Source organism: Patescibacteria group bacterium, assembly GCA_028717685.1.
Lineage (GTDB): Bacteria > Patescibacteriota > JAQUNI01 > JAQUNI01 > JAQUNI01 > JAQUNI01.
Genome location: JAQUNI010000001.1, coordinates 59,308 through 75,503, shown reverse-complemented (window position 1 = coordinate 75,503; position 16,196 = coordinate 59,308). Strand labels below are relative to the sequence as shown.

Below are 16,196 nucleotides of genomic sequence, written 5' to 3'. Positions count from 1 at the left end.
ATATAGAATGTACCATCAAAGAGCGAGTTAATATTATATAATAAACATTAGTATTTTGTCAAGTGTTTTCTCATAAACCCAGCCGCAAAAAATTATACTTAAACCCGTATAAACAAAAATCCCGCAAAAGGAAAGTGGAGTGGAAACGCGGGTTTTTTAGGAAAAAGCGGACCTTAGCGAGCCCGAGGATTTATCTCGCGACTCCTCGTTTTCGCGTCCGCGAGGCTTCGGGACATTTGCAGCGGAAAATTGCCTTTTTCCTTTTTTTGCTTGCGTTAGGTTCGCTTGTTTATTTTTTATTCTTTTTTCCGTTCTGGCAAATCAAGGAGATTGTAGTGGTAGGCAATGTTAATGTCAAGGGTGAAGATGTGGAAAATTTGGCGCGCGAGAATTTAAAGGGACGCGCCTTTATTTTTCCCAAAGAAAATTTGATTATTGCGGGTAAAAAGCATTTAAGCAGCGTAATCTATGCCCATTTTGCCCAGATTGAGAAAATAGACATTAAAAAAGAATTCCCCGATGTTTTAAAAATTATCATTACCGAGAGGGAGCCGAAAGCGATTTGGGCAAATGGCGCGCCGCAGGATTTATTTTTACCCCCTGAAGCTTTTGCCAGTGATTCTACGAGTAGGGAGGAAATCGGGGAAGTTAAAGATAAAGAGTCACAAGCCATCTTGACTCCAACCTCCTATCCCGAAAATCCCACTATTCTTTATCACTTTTTAGATGCGGAAGGAATAATCGGCGAGGAAATTCCCGAGGAAACGGTATGGGAAAAGGGATTACCCGTTCTTTATGATCAGTCTTTTAAAAAAGTAGAACCGCGCGAGCAGATTTTAGACCCCTCTTTTTTAAGTTTCCTTTTTCAAGTGCGGGATTTGTTATCTCTAAAGACGGATTTGAAAATCCAAGAATTCATTGTGCCGATTTCTGATTCCCGCGACTTGTATATAAAAACGGACAAAGGTTATCAAATATTTTTTGACACTAGACAGAGCTTGCAAAACCAACTTGAAGCTTTAACCTTAGTTTTCAAAGAGGATATTGGGAAAAATAATAAAGAAATTAAATACTATATTGATTTAAGGGTGCAGGGATTGGTGTATTATAAGTAATTTTCAATTTCTAATTTTCAATTTTTATTAAATTTCTAATGAATTAATTTTTAAAAGGTTTATCCCGTCTAGAAATTTTTCATTTCTAATGGTGTTTGAAAATTTTAAAATTAAAAATTTAATAGAAATTAGAAATTGAAAATTAGAAATTTATTCCTCCGGTATATAATACACAAATATGGAATGCCCGAAGATTTTTTCGGGCTTTTTTAATTCTAGATAATAGTAAGAGGTGGCAAAGGTGGAATCTTTGCGATAAATACTTTCAGAAAAATAATTTGCGCTGACAGCAATCCAACCCGTTGTTGGTCCATTTTGCGAATGCCATTCTTGATATTTATCGCCAAGATAATAAGAGGGCACTCCGCCGCCAAAATAATCTACTTTAATTTTTGAGATTTCAGGATTGGCGTTCACCCATTCCGCCATACGTCTTAAATCCTGCCCCCAGTCCAGATTGGAATCTGTGATCAATTTATAGCCATTCTTCGGACCGCCACCAAGCTCGTTATAATAAGCAAGGTACGAAGGATAATTTATCGTGACTTCCACGCCAACCCAAACAAGGAGAACAATCAATATTCCTGTGAAAAGTTTTTTATAGGCAGTTTCTGCTATACGCCGTTTGAATTCTTTAATGATTAAAATATAGATAAAGGGGAAAAGGACCATAATGTGGCGGACGCCTAAGTTCAGTTTGCCTCTCATGCTGACTACCCCATAAACAATGATAAAAACTACCATTGAGATTTCCGCCAGATGACAAAGCGCGTATTCCCTAAACCAAGGAAGCCATTTGCGCGGACGGTCTTTTACGAGATTGATGACAAATTTGCGAATCACAAAAAGCAAAGCTAATCCTGTTAAGATTAAGACCGAAATTGTTTCTTTTAGAAAAAAACAGGTTGGGAAATAATACCACCACCCTTGATTAGAAACCTGACCCAAGAAGTAATTGGTGTTGCCGCCTCCCACGCGGGCAAAGACCATCACAACGCCCAAGATATATTGGGCAAAACCTTGCGCTCCTGGGATTTTACTTATAGCGAGCACAATATTTTCAATTTTTTCCGGTCCGATAGAACCGCGGATTAATTCTTGTTGTTTTTCTAAATTGAAAGCCCAGACCGCGGGTTGATAGACAATAAGGATTACTCCGAGCGCGATCAAACAAATGAGGATAAATTTGCCGATATGGTTTTTTGTTTGCTTGAGCCAAGAAGTTTGGGGAGACCTGTTTAAAAGGAGGGGAATAAGGGCAAGGAGAACAAAACACGGGAAAAGAAGAACCGCCGAAAATTTAGCGACCTCGGCTAAGCCCAGAGCAAGACCAGCCAAAAGAGTATTCTTAAGGCTCGGTTTTTTTAAATAATGAACAAAATAATAAAAGGCGATAAAGATAAAACATGTTGCGGCTAAATCAGTGGTCACATAGTGGCTATGGGCAATAATCGTGGGAGAGAAAGCATACAAAAACAGAACCGCCAGCGCCCATTTTGCCCCCAGGAGCTCTTTTGCCCATTTCCAGACATAGATCCCCAGCAAGATTAAAAGAGCGATAATCGGCAGGCGCGACCAAAAGAGTATTTGATCCGCGTCATTGCCAAGGTGGTATAAAAACTGATATCCCGCTTCCCATTGACCATTCACGTCGGTTGTCCAAGTGGGATGGTTTAAGGGGAATTGGAGGTGCAAGAAAAGGAGAGGAAGAGCGGACAGCATTTTCGCTAAAGGGGGATGCTCGGGATTTAAGCGGTAGTCTCCAAATTTCAGGTAGGAATAGCCAGCAGGGATATGGGCGACCTCATCCATAATCGCGGAATCTTTTTGGACCGAAAAAAAGGAAACCAAAACTATTATAGTGATCAGAAGAGGAGGAGCAAATTTAGTGAGCCATTTCATAAGTAATTTTTAATTTCTAATTTTCAATTTTTATTAAATTTTCAATAAATCAATTTTAAATGTTTAAAAATTTTAAGATTAAAAATTTAATAAAAATTAGAAATTGAAAATTGAAAATTTTTCGCAGGGAAAATTATTAAATTTTGATAAATAGTAAAAAAATTATTGCAGGGTATATACTTCAAACGCCTTTTCCCCAAACCGATTGTATTCTTCGTAGACTAATCTCGCTTCCGGGAAAATATTCTGGAAGGAAGCCAAGCGATTAAAACTTAAAGAGGGGAAGATAATTTTCGCGCTTTCGGGATAGGTCGTTTTTATCTCTGCGTTGATTGGTATTAAAGTATAAGGATTCGCGGGCGCAGTTAAGAAGCTGACAGTGCGGTCAGCCTTATCATCAAGCACTAGAAAAGTATTAGCGCTAGTAGTGAGAGAGGATTTAGTATTACCCGTGTTAATTTCATTGATATAGTTACTGACCAAAGTTAAATCGCCATAATAGGAGGTATAATATCCGTAAGAGTTTTTAGCTACTTGAAAATATAGCCAGAGATTATAATTAACCACAAAGACAACTAAAAGAAGAAGCAGGAAACCGAGCATCACTGGTCGGTAGCGGATGCGTAAGAAAAGGGCGCGCAGACCCAAAGCGGGAAAAATAAACACGACAGGGATAATGCCAATACTGCGCAAGAAATGCGGAATTGCTTCTTCTGTTGCTATCATCGGAACAAGGAGGCTGAAAAGCCAGCCAAAAATAAGAAGATAGCCGGCAAAGGTTTCGCGCAAAGCGATGTCTTTATGCTTTAAAACTTTTAAACCTGTTTTTAAAAATATAGTCGCCGCGATGATCAAGCCGACTAAGAAAAGAACGCCAGTCACAGGGTCAAAAAATGGCGCTTCCGAAAGATTATGGCGCCAATTGGCATCGCCATAGACATTAAACATAATTGCGGTGAGACCAACATTACGGAGGAGATAATAAAAAGGGCCATGCGCTAGATTGGGATTCAAAATAGAAACATCATTGGCGCGGCCAAAAAAAGAAGAGGGGTGTTGGTAGAAATAGAAAGCAAGAGGCGCGATGGCAATCAGAAAAGCAATAAGAGCAGTGAAAATTTGTTTTCGGTGAGGGACAATAAATCCTTTCGGGTTGCCAGTGCGGCGGCAAATAATTTCAAATAGGATAATAAGAGCGATGATGCAGAAGGGGATAATGCGGAAAGAAATATAAGTATAAAATCCTAAGGCTAAGAAGATGCCGGCTAAAAAAGAATAAAAGTATTTATCCTTTTTATCTTTGAGGGTCTTCACGCAGAAATAAAAAAGAAAAACCGAGACAAAAGGCAGCATATTGGCGCGGAAAGCCACGCGGCTCAAGAAAGTATAAGGAATAGACACTGCGGCAAATAGAGAGGCTAAAAGGGCGATCGTGCGGTTAAAAAGTGTTTTGGTCAAGAGATAAAGGCCGATAATCGTGAGGATTCCTAAAATCCCCGAGACGATTTTCATTTGCCAGACACCAATGCCAAAAATTTTAACCGAGAGAGCGAGCAGGTAGAAGAATAATCCCTCCCGACCATAGTTGCGCTCATAAAAGACATCGCGGTTCTTGCCGGATAAGATATCCAAAACATCCAAGCCATTCGCGCCTTCATCCGAGTAGAGTCCGCCAGGAAGATCCCTGATTTGCCAAAAACGGAAGACGCCGGCGAGAATCAAAATCAGTAAAAATAAAACTACTGTGATTTTGCTTTTTGTGTGCATTTTTATTTACCCTGCTAGAAAGCTTCGTTCCCTAATGGGGTTTACTGATGTCACTTCGTATTTATTATAGAAAATATTCCACATTTTAGCAATCTAATTTATGAACAGTAGGGATATAATTTTGAGCTCAGCTCAAAGAACCGAAGGACGACAAAATTCTCTAACGGGGTTTACTTTTAAGGCTTTTTTAGATATAGTTATAGCAAGATGCAAGAAGTTCAGAATCAAGAAAAACCGAATATTTTTCGCCATTTCTGGGCTTATGTCCGGAGCTTTTTTCGCGCCCAGTTTTGGCGCAATAAAACTAATTTAGGATTTTTTTTGGGGAGCTTATTTTTTAACATTTTAAGTTGGATTTTTTTGGCTTATTTTATCAAACCCTCGGAATATCCCATTCCTCTTCATTATAATATCTATTTTGGCATTGATTTAATCGGTTCTTATCACCGTGTTTTTACCCTTCCTTTAATCGGGCTCTTCATTATCTTAATGAATTTTGTCCTCGGTTTTTGGTTTTATTTGAAAGATCGTCTTGTAAATTATATTTTACTTTTAACCGCGTTCACGGTGCAAATTTTTGTTTTAATCGGAGCAGTAAGTCTTATTTATATTAACCAGTAAAAATGTAAAATCTCAAATGTTATTTTACATTTTTCATTTTTAATTTTACATTTTTTTTATGGACCCTAAAGGTATCGCTCACTACACAAGTTTAGATAGCCCCTCTGATCGGATTCTTTATCGCAGTTTAGAAATTCTTCCTGCGGCTTTGGCTTGGGGCACGCTTCTTTCTTGTATTATATTCTCATTTATTGAGCCTGTCTCCGTGGCGATTTTTATTATTGCCTTTGATTTGCACTGGCTCTTGCGCGTTTCTTATCTTTGCATCCACCAGGTTGCTTCTTATTTTCGCATGAAGCGCTATCTGAAAACGGATTGGTTCTCAAAATGCCAGAGCTTTCAGGGTGATAAAAAATGGAGCGAGCTTTATCATTTGATTATCCTGCCTACTTATAAAGAAGAATTGGAGGTTTTAGAAACCACTTTTAAAGCCCTAGTGGATTCCGATTATCCTACAGGGAAGATGATTGTTGTGCTCGGCGTGGAAGAGAGGGATTGTGAAAACGGTTTAAAAAACGCAGGTGCCCTAGAAGAAAAATTTGGCAGCAAGTTTTATAAATTTATGGTTACGGTGCACCCTGGCGATATTATCGGCGAACTTGCCGGCAAGGGTTCTAACGAGACTTGGGCGGGTCGCGAGGTCCAAAAATGGCTTGATAGAGAGGGTATCCCCTATGACAATGTGATCGTTTCTGTTTTTGACGCCGATACCTGTGTCCACCCCAGATATTTTTCCTGTCTTGCCTATCATTATCTTGCGACACCAAATCGGACGCGCGCTTCCTACCAACCTGTTCCTTTCTTTAATAACAACCTTTGGGATGCGCCGGCTCTCGCGCGCGTGGCTAGCGCTTCCACTACCTTTTGGCATATGATGGAGCAGGAGCGTCCAGAGCGAATGGGAACTTTTTCTTCCCACGCGATGAGCTTCCAAACCGCGGTGGAAATCGGTTTTTGGCAGACGAATATCGTCTCGGAAGACTCGCGCATTTTCTATCAATGCTTTTTCCATTATCGCGGGAACTATCGCGTGATTCCTCTTTATATGCCGGTCTCTATGGATACGGTTTTGGGCAGATCTTTTTGGGAAAGTATTGTAAATCAATATAAACAGCGGAGGCGTTGGGGTTGGGGCGTGGAAAATTTGCCTTATGTGATTTTTCGTTCCATAAGAACGCGCGGCATTCCTTTTTTCAAAAAGACGCGCATTATTTACAGGGAGTTAGAGGGAAAATATTCTTGGGCGGTAACGGCGATTATTTTAATGGTTGTCGGTTGGATGCCCATATTTCTGGGAGGCGATGATTTTCGGGAAACAGTGTTAGCGCGCAATCTTCCCTATTTGACGCGGCTTTTAATGTCCCTTTCTATGGTTGGGATTTTCGTTTCCGCGATTATTTCCACAGTTTTAGTGCCGCCGCGACCCAAACGGCATCGGCGTTATGAGTATTTTTATATGGTTTTACAGTGGATTTTACTGCCCGTTGTAACCATCTTTTTTGGGAGCGTGCCCGCGATTGACGCCCAGACGCGACTTGCCTTAAAAAAATATATGGGCTTTTTAGTAACGCCTAAACCGCGGCTGCATAAAGCCGAAAATATCAAAGACGCAAAAGCCCATTCCAGCGCGCTGTTTAAGGAAGTGTAGTAGAAAACGTAAAATATAAAATGAAAAATTAAAAATCACAATCTAAAATGAAAAAATTGTTTTCAATTTAATTTTACATTTTTCACTTTTCATTTTTAATTTTTTTCAATGTCAACTTTCAATTATAATTTAGCCAGTTTTATTCCTCCCTTTTTCATTGGAGCGTTGCTATGTTTGATTTTGACTTTTTTAGTACGCAAGTTGGCTTTGCATTTCAAGATTTTGGATTATCCAATTTTACCACGCAAGATTCAAAAGGCGCCGATTCCTCTTTTAGGCGGTCTGGCGGTTTATGCGGCTTTCGCTTTGGTAGTTCTATTTTACCTTTTCTTTACGCATAGTTTAGCCACAGGCACGATTAGGCTGAAAAATATTATTGGCGTCTTAATAGGCGGCTTATTTTTAATGATTGGAGGAATTTTAGACGACAAATATAATTTGAAACCGTGGAAGCAGTTTATCTGGCCGCTCCTTGCCGCTGCCGCCATCGTAGCTTCCGGCATTGGCATCAAATACGCGACTAATCCTTTGGGTGGGCTTTTTTATTTTGATCAGGTGAAAATCCATATTTTTACTTTAGCGGGTATTCCTTATTATCTTACTTTGTTTGCGGATTTGTTTGCCTTTTTCTGGATTTTGGGCATGATCTACACTACGAAATATCTGGATGGTTTGGATGGTTTGGCTTCGGGGGTTACAGCGATTGGAGCAGGCATTTTGTTTTTTTTAAGTTTAAGCCAAGCCGTGCACCAGCCAGAAACGGCTTTATTATCCGTGATTTGCGCCGGCGCATTCTTGGGGTTTTTAGTTCTGAATTTCCATCCAGCGAAGATTTTTTTAGGCGAAGGCGGGAGTACGTTCGCTGGTTTTATGCTTGCGGTGCTTGCTATTTTAGCGGGAGGAAAAATCGCCACCACGCTCCTTATTATGGGGATTCCGATTTTAGACGCATTGTGGGTGATTTGCCGCCGTGTCTTTTTTGAGCACCGTTCGCCATTTAAGGGCGACGCAAAACATCTGCATTTCCGTCTTTTGGGCATTGGCTTTACTCATCGTCAAGCCGTGCTCTTTCTATATTTTTTATCTTTTGCCTTTGGGGTTTCGGGTTTGTTTCTACAAGCTAAAGAAAAACTTTTGGCGCTGATCATTATGATCGTCGTTATGGTTAGTCTGGCTTTAACCTTGGTTTTGCGGTACCGCCGTAAGGAGGCGCGTAATGTTTCTTTATAGCACCTTTTCTAGAGAAGCGCGTATTATTTTTATTTGACCAGTTTTTCTTTTTTTGCTATAATCTCAACACGTATTATTATTTACCTTATTTTATGTTTGCGATTATTCGTGTTCAGGGAAAACAATATATGGTTTCGCGGGGTGATGTTTTAGAAGTGGATAAAATGGATGTCCAAAAAGAAGAAATCGTGAATTTAGATGATGTTCTAGCATATGCAGATGACAAAGGGATTAAGATCGGTCAGCCGCGCGTCTCTGGCGCTTTGGTTTCCGTCAAGGTTTTGGAGCCAGCGAAGAAAGGTAAAAAAGTGCATATTTTGAAATTCAAAGCGAAAAAGCGATATACCAAAAGGCAAGGTTTTCGTCCGCAGTATACAGTTTTACAAGTGCAAGAGATTGTGTGTAAACCAGGTTAGATCCAATCCCGTTTAGAAATATATTTCTAAACCGAATCTAACGGGGTAAATAAAAAAAACTATAGAGACAAATTTTAAACCTGTCTCTATAGAAAATAGAATCAATATGTTATAGAGATATGATGAATTGCGTCTCTATATTTTGTTTTACAGCTTTATTTCTCTCCGCCCTTGCAGAGCGTTCACTAGGGTAATTTCATCCGCATATTCCAATTCGCCGCCTGTGGGCAATCCCCGTCCAAGGCGAGTAAGCTTGATCTTGAAATCTTTTAAAATCCGTTGTAAATACATCGCCGTTGCCTCTCCCTCAAGAGAGGGATTGGTCGCGATGATAATCTCCTTGGGTTTATTTTTTTTAATGCGGGAGATTAGCTCGGGGATTTTTAGGTGTTCGGGTCCGATTCCATCCATCGGTGAAATGATGCCGTGGAGGACATGGTAAAGCCCGCGGTATTCTTTGGTTTTTTCCAGGGCAATAATATCCAAAGGTTCTTCCACTATGCAGATTAGATCAGAATCGCGGTTAACATTATCGCAAAAAGGACAGAAGTTATTTTGAACTAATGTAAAGCAAGTGGGGCAGAGGTTGATTTTCTGCTTTAGATTTTGCAAGGTTTCGCCAAAACGTTCCAGTTCTTGATCCGGCTGTTTTAATAAATAAAAAGTAAGCCTAGCCGCGGTCTTAGGACCGATGCCGGGCAGCTTGGCAAATTCGTCTATTAAATCTTTTATGGATTGGGGAAGAAGAGACATAAAATTAGTTCAAAGTTAAAAATTCAAAGTTCAAAATTGCGGTTTAAAGTACAAAATTATTGCGGAGCAGCTGCTTTTACAAAAGAAACTTTAAACTTTAAATTCAACTTTTCACTTTGCACTTTTAACTTTTAACTTAAAACATTCCTCCATTCTGCATCTTCCTTGCCATCGCCATTTGCATTTGGGTAATGCATTGGGTAATCGCTTCTTTGATGCCTTTTTCAATTTTTTCCTTGTTTTCGGAAGTAAGCAAATCCGGTTCTACGCGCACAGCCTTCACCTCTTGGTTGCCGTCCATCGTGATTTGAATTTTGCCATCTTCCGCGGTGCCGATCAAGATTTCTTTACCTAATTCTTTTTTGATTTTTTTAGCTTGTTGCCTTAATTGGTTGAGATTTTTAAGAGAGTCAAACATAGTTAGTAAATAAATGTCATTACGCGAGGAGTCCGCCTTCGGCGTGACGAAGTCCGCCCATGGCAGGCTGCTTTATGAAATGACAGTTAGGTAGTTAGTTCACTGTGTTGCCTGTCTAGATTTTTGAATGAAGCTTGATTTTCGTTAAAATAAAGCTCCAGTTGGCCAGTAGGACCATTGCGGTGTTTTTTAATAAAGATGTCGGCAATATTAGCGCGTTCGGTTTCCCGCTTGTACATTACTTCCCGATAGATAAATATTACCACATCGGCATCTTGTTCAATACTGCCCGATTCGCGTAAATCAGAAAGTTGAGGAATGGCCGGTGAGCGCGATTCCACGGCGCGCGAGAGCTGAGACAAAGCAAGGACGGGGATATTAAGTTCTCTGGCAATTGCCTTTAAATTGCGGGAAATTTCTGAAACTTCCTGCACCCGATTGTCAGTTGTGCGGCCCTCCATCAACTGCAAATAATCAATAATTAAGAGTCCCACTTTATGCTCCATTTGCAGGCGGCGGGCTTTAGTGCGGATTTCCATAATATTACTGGTTGCGGAATCATCTAAAAAGATCGGCGTTTCCGCCAAAACGCCCATTGCCTCGCCAATATATGGGAATTCATCCTCTTTAATTTTACCGGTACGCATTTTCCAAAGGTCCACGCCCGCTTCGGCGCAAAGGAGACGGTCCACAAGCTGTTCTTTACTCATTTCCAAACTAAAGATGCCAACCGGCACTTTCGTTTGCGTGGCTACTTGGCGGGCAATATCCAGGGCTAAAGAAGTTTTCCCCATTGAAGGTCTGGCGGCGAGGACAATAAGGTCGGAATTTTGCAGACCTGCCAGGAGATTATCTAAATCTGTAAAGCCTGTCGGCAAGCCGCGGAGCTTGCCTTTCTGTTTGTGGAGTTCATCAATGCGGTCAAAGGCCTCGGTTAAAATACTCTGGATGGGGATGAAATTGTGTTTTAAGTATTTCTGGGAAACGGAAAATAATCCTTGCTCTGCTTTATCTAATAATTTTTCCAAATCCTCTTCTTCCAGATATCCTAACTCCACAATCTTTTGGCCAGTTTGAATCAGTCTGCGCAAGGTCGCTTTTTCCCGAACAATCTTCGCGTAATGCAAAATATTCGCGGCGCTAGGCACGCTATTCACGAGGCTCGTTAAATACGTTGACCCCCCCAGCTCTTTTAATGTGCCTTTGTTTTCCAGGCAGTTAGACAGGCTTAAGATGTCAATCGGTTCTCTCTTTTCATAAAGCTCAAGCATTACTTCAAAAATTTGTTTGTTTTTTTGCACATAAAAATCCTGGGCATTAATCGTGTCCGCGATTTTTATGATTGCGTCTTGATCAAGCATCACCGCCCCTAAAACCGATTTCTCGGCTTCAATATTTTGAGGCGGCATTTTTTCTATTTCTTTTTGATTTTGCGTTCCGGCCATAGGCTTCTAGATTTTGCCTGTTAATTCATTTTAGTATAGCATAGAAAAAGAAGGGGTTCAAAGGGTGCGTTTATTAAAGAAAGAGGGTTCCCCATCTTTTAAAAAAAGGTGGGGGATGCTTATAATAAAATTGCTCATCATTCTTTCAGCCTTAATCTTTTGCGGTATGATTGTTGCGGCTAATTGCTGGAAAGATAAAGGAGAGTGTCCTCCAAATCTCTAAATGTTTCAATTTTAGTAAGTTTTTTTCTTATTCCTTTAGCGCCCTCAAAATCGCGGAAATACCACAAAAGGTGTTTCCGCATTTCCCGTATTCCCTTTCCCTCGCCATTGAGTTCAATCATCAATCTCGCGTGCTTGAGGGCGGTTTTTATTGTGTTTGGCAATAAAGGGGCGAAGACCCTCTCTCTTTCCCCTTCTTTATCAAGAGGGGGAGTATTTATTTCTCCCTTGACCTCCGGGAGGAAGGGGGGAGTCTTTCTTTTTAAGGCTTTTTTAATTTTTTCAAAAATCCACGGTCTCCCCAAAGCTCCCTTGCCAATCATTATGCCATCAACATCTGTTTTTTTAAACATTATTTGGGCGCTTCTTAAGCCATTAATCCCTCCATTTCCAATCACGGTTTTATCGCCCACAATCATTTTGATTTTTTTAATTTCCGTATAATCAATGGGTCCGGAAAATCCTTGTTCTAGATAACGGCCGTGGACAATAATGGCGGCTAGTTTTTGCCAGTTGATTTTTGAGGCGAAACTCGCCGCTTTAATCCCTTCTTTCCTAATTCCCGCGCGGATTTTAATGGAGAGCGGCAGATCGGTGTTCGCGGTGATTGCGGCGATAATTTTATTAACAAGATCGGGATCGCGCATCAAAGCGATTCCCGAACCGTGAGTTTTTACCTTGCGCGCCGGACAGCCTAGATTTAAATCAACGCCATCTGGTTTTTTCCTAGGCGATAAATTTTGAATCACTTGCGCGGCGCGCCCAAAACTCTCTGGATTTTTACCAAAGAGTTGCAAAATAATGGGTCGTTCTTTTTGAGAAAAATAAGTAAGTTCTAGAGTTTTATTTTGCTCGCGGCTAAGTCCTTCAGCGGAGATCATTTCGGTAAAAACCGCATCCGCGCCAAATTCCTTGCAGATTTGGCGAAAAGGGGAGTCAGAGATCCCTGCCAGGGGAGCCAGACAAATAAAGGGTTTGGGAAGTTTTTGCCAAAAATTAGACATTTTTATAAGACAGTGTTAAAATTTTAAATTCTAGAGGGCTCTTTTTCACAACGCTATAAACCAATAACTCTCTTTCAAGGAGGTCAAAGATGGGAAGCTTATTAGAACGTCCGTTGGTTCTGGTCCCCAGTGTTTTTCCACATTGTTACCAGGGTGGAAAGTTAAGGGCGCAATTCTTTGGCGAACCTCATCCTAAAGATGATCGCCGCCCCGAAGGCTGGTTTCTTTCTACAAACAAGGCAATGACGCCAGGAAGAACGAACGAGCCCAATGAAGGGATTGGGCGGGTTGCGCTTCCTGAAGGCGGCACCGTCCTTTTAACCGAGCTGATTGCGCAATTCCCAGCCGAAATGTTAGGACCCGACCATTTACTAAAATGGGGGCAGGCGCTGGGGATTTTAGTAAAGATTTTTGACACAGCAAGCTATATCCCTGTCCACTGGCATCCGGATCGCAAATTTGCGCAAAAACATTTAAACTCTCCTTTTGGGAAGACGGAAGCCTGGATTATTATAGCAATAAGGAGAGATGCCAAAGTATGGGTGGGCTGGGACCGCCAGATCACTCGCCGTGACATTACGGGATGGTATAAGGATCAAAACGGAAACGCGATGCGCAACTATATGTATATATATGAACCAGAGATTGGGGGGGATATCTTCTATATTCCCGCGGGAGTGCCACATTCCTTGATGGGTTGCTGTGTCCTTGAGCCGCAGGAACCGACGGACTGGAGCATCTTCGCCGAGTGGAAGATGCTTGGTCTGCCTCGTGCTGCCGACGGGCTATTAGGATTGGACTGGGAAACAGCCCTAGGTTCTCTTGACTTTGGCTATCTCAACAGGGAAAAGTTTGAAAGTGAAGTGTTTATGAAGCCCCGCACCATCTGGGCGGAAGGCGGAAATAACGAATGCGCCATCCTGCCAGATGGTACACAGCAATTCTTTGGCGCTTCTCGCCTTACGGTTAATTCAGAGGTTAAAATATGCAAAGAGGGCTTCTTCTATGGAATAGCCGTGACTTCTGGGAGCGGATACTTAAGGGGATTTGGTTCCGACCTTTATTTAAAACCGGGCGTGACCCTAATGATGCCCCACTGTTTATCAGAAAGAGATTATATGATCGTGGGCAATCCCCGCGTCCAGTTGTTTTTTTTCTACCCACCCCTGTCCTAATAATGATTCAAGTTAAAAAATTGTTAGCTCCTTACGTGGGCACTGTTTAGAGAGTGCCCTCTTTTTTTAGTCAAAATTGCGCCTTTCTTTGTATCGCGGATTAGGAATCCGGCCTTTTTAATTTCCCTTCGCAAGTTATCCGCTTGCGCGAAATCTTTTGCCTCGCGCGCCTTTTCTCTTTCCTCTGCCATCTTTTTTATTTCTTCTGGAATTTCCTGCTTTTCTTGACCCACTTTGTCTATCTTGAGTCCCAAAACCCGATCCAAATGTAATATAAATTTGTAAATCGGCTTTGCTTCGCGCTTGCGCAGAGGAGCGAGATTATTGATTTTTCGTATAAAATCAAACAATACGGCTACGGCTTGGGGCGTATTCAAATCGTCGTTCAGCGCTTCTATGAATTTTTTTTCGTATTCCTTTATCAACTTTCGGATTGTTTGAGGCGAAGCGCCGCCTTTTTCGTGTTCGCCGGATAAGAGCATAGTTTCTGTAAAATCGTATATTTTTTGTAAGCCTTCTTGCGCCGCGTCAATTGCCCCATGGGTGAAATTGAGATGGCTTTTGTAGTGTGATTGCAAAACCAAAAGCCGGAAAGCCATCGGCGAGTAGCCAAGTTTAACAAGATCGCGCAAAGTGTAAAAGTTACCGCGCGATTTGCTCATTTTTTCGTTGTCCACAAGGAGCCAGCTTGTATGCGCCCAATAATGGACAAAGGGCTTGCCTGTTAAACTTTCTGATTGGGCGATTTCATCTTCGTGGTGAGGAAAGATATTATCCTCTCCGCCCGTGTGAATATCTAATGTTTCGCCAAGGTATTCCATGCTCATTGCTGAACATTCAATATGCCACCCGGGATACCCCGCGCTCCAAGGCGATTCCCAGCGCATAATATGGTCCTTTTCCGCTTTTTTCCAGAGGGCAAAATCAAAAGGATTTTTTTTATCCGGATGGGGTTCAATCCGCGCTCCTTGTTTTAGTTTTTCCAAAGTGTTGCCGGATAATTTACCATAATCTTTAAAGCGCGCAATATCAAAAAATACATTGCCATTTTTTTCATAGGCGTAGCCATTTTTGATTAAACTGGCGATTGCTTTAATCATTTCCTGAATATGCGCGGTGGCGCGGGGATATTTGTGCGCCGGGAGGATATTAAGCCGTGCCTCATCCTCTAAAAATCTTTCCGTGTAAAAACGCGAAATTTCATAAGGATCCAATTTTTTCTTTTTCGCGGTTGCTTCAATTTTATCCTCGCCAGTGTCGGAATCAGACGTTAAGTGTCCCACATCGGTAATATTTTTTACGTGTTTTACTTCATAGCCTGAATATTCCAAAAAACGGCGCAAAATGTCCGCGGTTAAATAGGCGCGAAAATTGCCAATGTGGGCGTAATTATAAACCGTCGGACCGCAGGTATACATCGTTGCTTTGCCGCGATGCAGAGGTATAAATGTTTCCTTTTTTTTGGTTAGAGTGTTGTAGAGTTGAAGCATAAATTTGTAAATTTCTAATTATTCTAAAATGTATCGTCTATTAGCGATAAGCTTGATTACACTCCCCCTGCCCGAGGGGGAGTTGGAGGGGGAGGGAGAATAGCCTGCTAATAGACAAATGAATTTCGTAATTCAAGGTAGAATAATTTCATTCCTTCTCCTATTTTACCTCATTAAATTGATAAAAAAAAGGGCCTTTTATTTCAAAGCCCGTTTTGCGCTCTCTTGATTTGAGGATATGCATTCTGATAATGTTTTAGGAAGCTTAATATGCCTACAGGGATAGCCCCAAAGAGCAAAATGTAATATCCCACCTGTCCAATACCCGGAATAAGGTAGTCTACTAAAACAAAATTGATACTAAAACCCTGCAACCATGTTTTGAATTTTCCATAATGATTAGCGCTAAGCTGGATTTTATATTTCCGAGCAATCACCCAGCGAAAAATTCCCAAAGTGATATCTACGATTAGCATTGCAATCGGCGCAAGATAAACTCTCCGCAACCACATTATGAAAAACATACTTGGTATGCATACGGCTTTGTCCGCCATATTGTCAAACCAAGGACCAAAATTTGTATCTTTTTTCTTTTTCCCTTCTTCTACTTCCAAGCGGGCCATTTGTCCGTCAAAGAGGTCGGATCCATAGGCAATAATGGTAAGGCTTAGCAAGAAAGGAAGAAAATTCTTTAAGCCCCATTTTATTCCTAGGATAAACAGCAAGACATTGGTAAATGCAATTACCATACGCATTGCTGTCAATATATCCGCTGTGACCCATTTGAAAATTGGCCATTGATGAACCACGCGCACGATCCTTAGCGCTAAGCCTCCTTGGGTTCTGTATATTTTACCGATTAGCTCGGAACCCATATGGAGTGCCGCCGTAGTTTTTGCAAGGTGCATCAGTTATCCCTCCTTTCCGGTATTCTTTGCCAACAGCACATAACTAATAAAGACAGCTATTTTTTAAAAAGCTGCCTTTATA

14 protein-coding genes are annotated in these 16,196 nt (G+C 41.2%); 6 read left to right on the top strand and 8 right to left on the bottom strand.

The features are described 5' to 3' along the window. Positions 1-62: 62 nt before the first annotated feature. Positions 63-1,115: a hypothetical protein gene (locus PHW01_00400; protein MDD5626464.1), complete on the top strand. Its 1,053-nt coding sequence runs from the start codon at positions 63-65 to the stop codon at positions 1,113-1,115. 150 nt (positions 1,116-1,265) lie between these two features. Here PHW01_00400 and PHW01_00395 read toward each other — a convergent pair whose 3' ends face one another. Both PHW01_00395 and PHW01_00390 read right to left on the bottom strand, forming a co-directional pair. Continuing rightward, the gene (locus PHW01_00395; protein MDD5626463.1) at positions 1,266-3,017 is read right to left on the bottom strand and encodes a glycosyltransferase family 39 protein; all 1,752 of its coding nucleotides are present in this window, start codon (positions 3,015-3,017) and stop codon (positions 1,266-1,268) included. Between the two features lie 162 nt (positions 3,018-3,179). Further along, positions 3,180-4,784 (bottom strand): glycosyltransferase family 39 protein, encoded by a 1,605-nt coding sequence (locus PHW01_00390; protein MDD5626462.1) that lies wholly within the window; start codon positions 4,782-4,784, stop codon positions 3,180-3,182. 207 nt (positions 4,785-4,991) lie between these two features. Between PHW01_00390 and PHW01_00385 the strand changes: the two genes are divergently transcribed. The 4 genes from PHW01_00385 to rplU all read left to right on the top strand — a co-directional run bounded on the left by PHW01_00385 (position 4,992) and on the right by rplU (position 8,699). Beyond that, the gene (locus PHW01_00385; GenBank protein MDD5626461.1) at positions 4,992-5,405 is read left to right on the top strand and encodes a hypothetical protein; all 414 of its coding nucleotides are present in this window, start codon (positions 4,992-4,994) and stop codon (positions 5,403-5,405) included. Positions 5,406-5,463: 58 nt separating this feature from the next. Continuing rightward, complete coding sequence (locus PHW01_00380; GenBank protein MDD5626460.1) at positions 5,464-7,053, top strand: glycosyltransferase family 2 protein; 1,590 nt, start codon at positions 5,464-5,466, stop codon at positions 7,051-7,053. 108 nt (positions 7,054-7,161) lie between these two features. After that, positions 7,162-8,283 carry an MraY family glycosyltransferase gene (locus PHW01_00375; GenBank protein ID MDD5626459.1) on the top strand — a complete coding sequence of 374 codons (1,122 nt, stop codon included), beginning with the start codon at positions 7,162-7,164 and terminating at the stop codon, positions 8,281-8,283. A gap of 92 nt (positions 8,284-8,375) precedes the next feature. Continuing rightward, positions 8,376-8,699: a 50S ribosomal protein L21 gene (gene rplU / locus PHW01_00370; protein ID MDD5626458.1), complete on the top strand. Its 324-nt coding sequence runs from the start codon at positions 8,376-8,378 to the stop codon at positions 8,697-8,699. Positions 8,700-8,846: 147 nt separating this feature from the next. Here rplU and recR read toward each other — a convergent pair whose 3' ends face one another. The 4 genes from recR to PHW01_00350 all read right to left on the bottom strand — a co-directional run bounded on the left by recR (position 8,847) and on the right by PHW01_00350 (position 12,541). Then, on the bottom strand, positions 8,847-9,452 hold the full coding sequence (gene recR / locus PHW01_00365; protein ID MDD5626457.1) for a recombination mediator RecR: 606 nt from the start codon (positions 9,450-9,452) through the stop codon (positions 8,847-8,849). A 136-nt stretch (positions 9,453-9,588) separates the two neighbouring features. Beyond that, complete coding sequence (locus tag PHW01_00360; GenBank protein ID MDD5626456.1) at positions 9,589-9,870, bottom strand: YbaB/EbfC family nucleoid-associated protein; 282 nt, start codon at positions 9,868-9,870, stop codon at positions 9,589-9,591. An 86-nt stretch (positions 9,871-9,956) separates the two neighbouring features. After that, entirely contained in the window at positions 9,957-11,315 is a 1,359-nt protein-coding gene (gene dnaB, locus PHW01_00355; GenBank protein ID MDD5626455.1) for a replicative DNA helicase, read from the bottom strand. A 179-nt stretch (positions 11,316-11,494) separates the two neighbouring features. Then, positions 11,495-12,541 (bottom strand): tRNA-dihydrouridine synthase family protein, encoded by a 1,047-nt coding sequence (locus PHW01_00350; GenBank protein MDD5626454.1) that lies wholly within the window; start codon positions 12,539-12,541, stop codon positions 11,495-11,497. An 89-nt stretch (positions 12,542-12,630) separates the two neighbouring features. Between PHW01_00350 and PHW01_00345 the strand changes: the two genes are divergently transcribed. Next, complete coding sequence (locus PHW01_00345) at positions 12,631-13,716, top strand: hypothetical protein (GenBank protein MDD5626453.1); 1,086 nt, start codon at positions 12,631-12,633, stop codon at positions 13,714-13,716. A 23-nt stretch (positions 13,717-13,739) separates the two neighbouring features. Here the strand turns inward: PHW01_00345 and cysS are convergent, their stop codons facing one another. Beyond that, positions 13,740-15,206, bottom strand: a complete 1,467-nt coding sequence (cysS, locus tag PHW01_00340; GenBank protein ID MDD5626452.1) for a cysteine--tRNA ligase — start codon at positions 15,204-15,206, stop codon at positions 13,740-13,742. Positions 15,207-15,409: 203 nt separating this feature from the next. Beyond that, positions 15,410-16,114 carry a CDP-alcohol phosphatidyltransferase family protein gene (locus PHW01_00335; GenBank protein ID MDD5626451.1) on the bottom strand — a complete coding sequence of 235 codons (705 nt, stop codon included), beginning with the start codon at positions 16,112-16,114 and terminating at the stop codon, positions 15,410-15,412. Positions 16,115-16,196 lie beyond the last annotated feature (82 nt).

Coding starts and splice junctions, on each gene's coding strand:
- recR (MDD5626457.1), bottom strand. CDS start 9,452: ATGTCTCTTCTTCCCCAATCCATAAAAGATTTAATAGACGAATTTGCC.
- PHW01_00335 (MDD5626451.1), bottom strand. CDS start 16,114: ATGCACCTTGCAAAAACTACGGCGGCACTCCATATGGGTTCCGAGCTA.
- PHW01_00390 (MDD5626462.1), bottom strand. CDS start 4,784: ATGCACACAAAAAGCAAAATCACAGTAGTTTTATTTTTACTGATTTTG.
- dnaB (MDD5626455.1), bottom strand. CDS start 11,315: ATGGCCGGAACGCAAAATCAAAAAGAAATAGAAAAAATGCCGCCTCAA.
- rplU (MDD5626458.1), top strand. CDS start 8,376: ATGTTTGCGATTATTCGTGTTCAGGGAAAACAATATATGGTTTCGCGG.
- PHW01_00375 (MDD5626459.1), top strand. CDS start 7,162: ATGTCAACTTTCAATTATAATTTAGCCAGTTTTATTCCTCCCTTTTTC.
- PHW01_00385 (MDD5626461.1), top strand. CDS start 4,992: ATGCAAGAAGTTCAGAATCAAGAAAAACCGAATATTTTTCGCCATTTC.
- PHW01_00350 (MDD5626454.1), bottom strand. CDS start 12,541: ATGTCTAATTTTTGGCAAAAACTTCCCAAACCCTTTATTTGTCTGGCT.
- PHW01_00380 (MDD5626460.1), top strand. CDS start 5,464: ATGGACCCTAAAGGTATCGCTCACTACACAAGTTTAGATAGCCCCTCT.
- cysS (MDD5626452.1), bottom strand. CDS start 15,206: ATGCTTCAACTCTACAACACTCTAACCAAAAAAAAGGAAACATTTATA.
- PHW01_00360 (MDD5626456.1), bottom strand. CDS start 9,870: ATGTTTGACTCTCTTAAAAATCTCAACCAATTAAGGCAACAAGCTAAA.
- PHW01_00395 (MDD5626463.1), bottom strand. CDS start 3,017: ATGAAATGGCTCACTAAATTTGCTCCTCCTCTTCTGATCACTATAATA.
- PHW01_00345 (MDD5626453.1), top strand. CDS start 12,631: ATGGGAAGCTTATTAGAACGTCCGTTGGTTCTGGTCCCCAGTGTTTTT.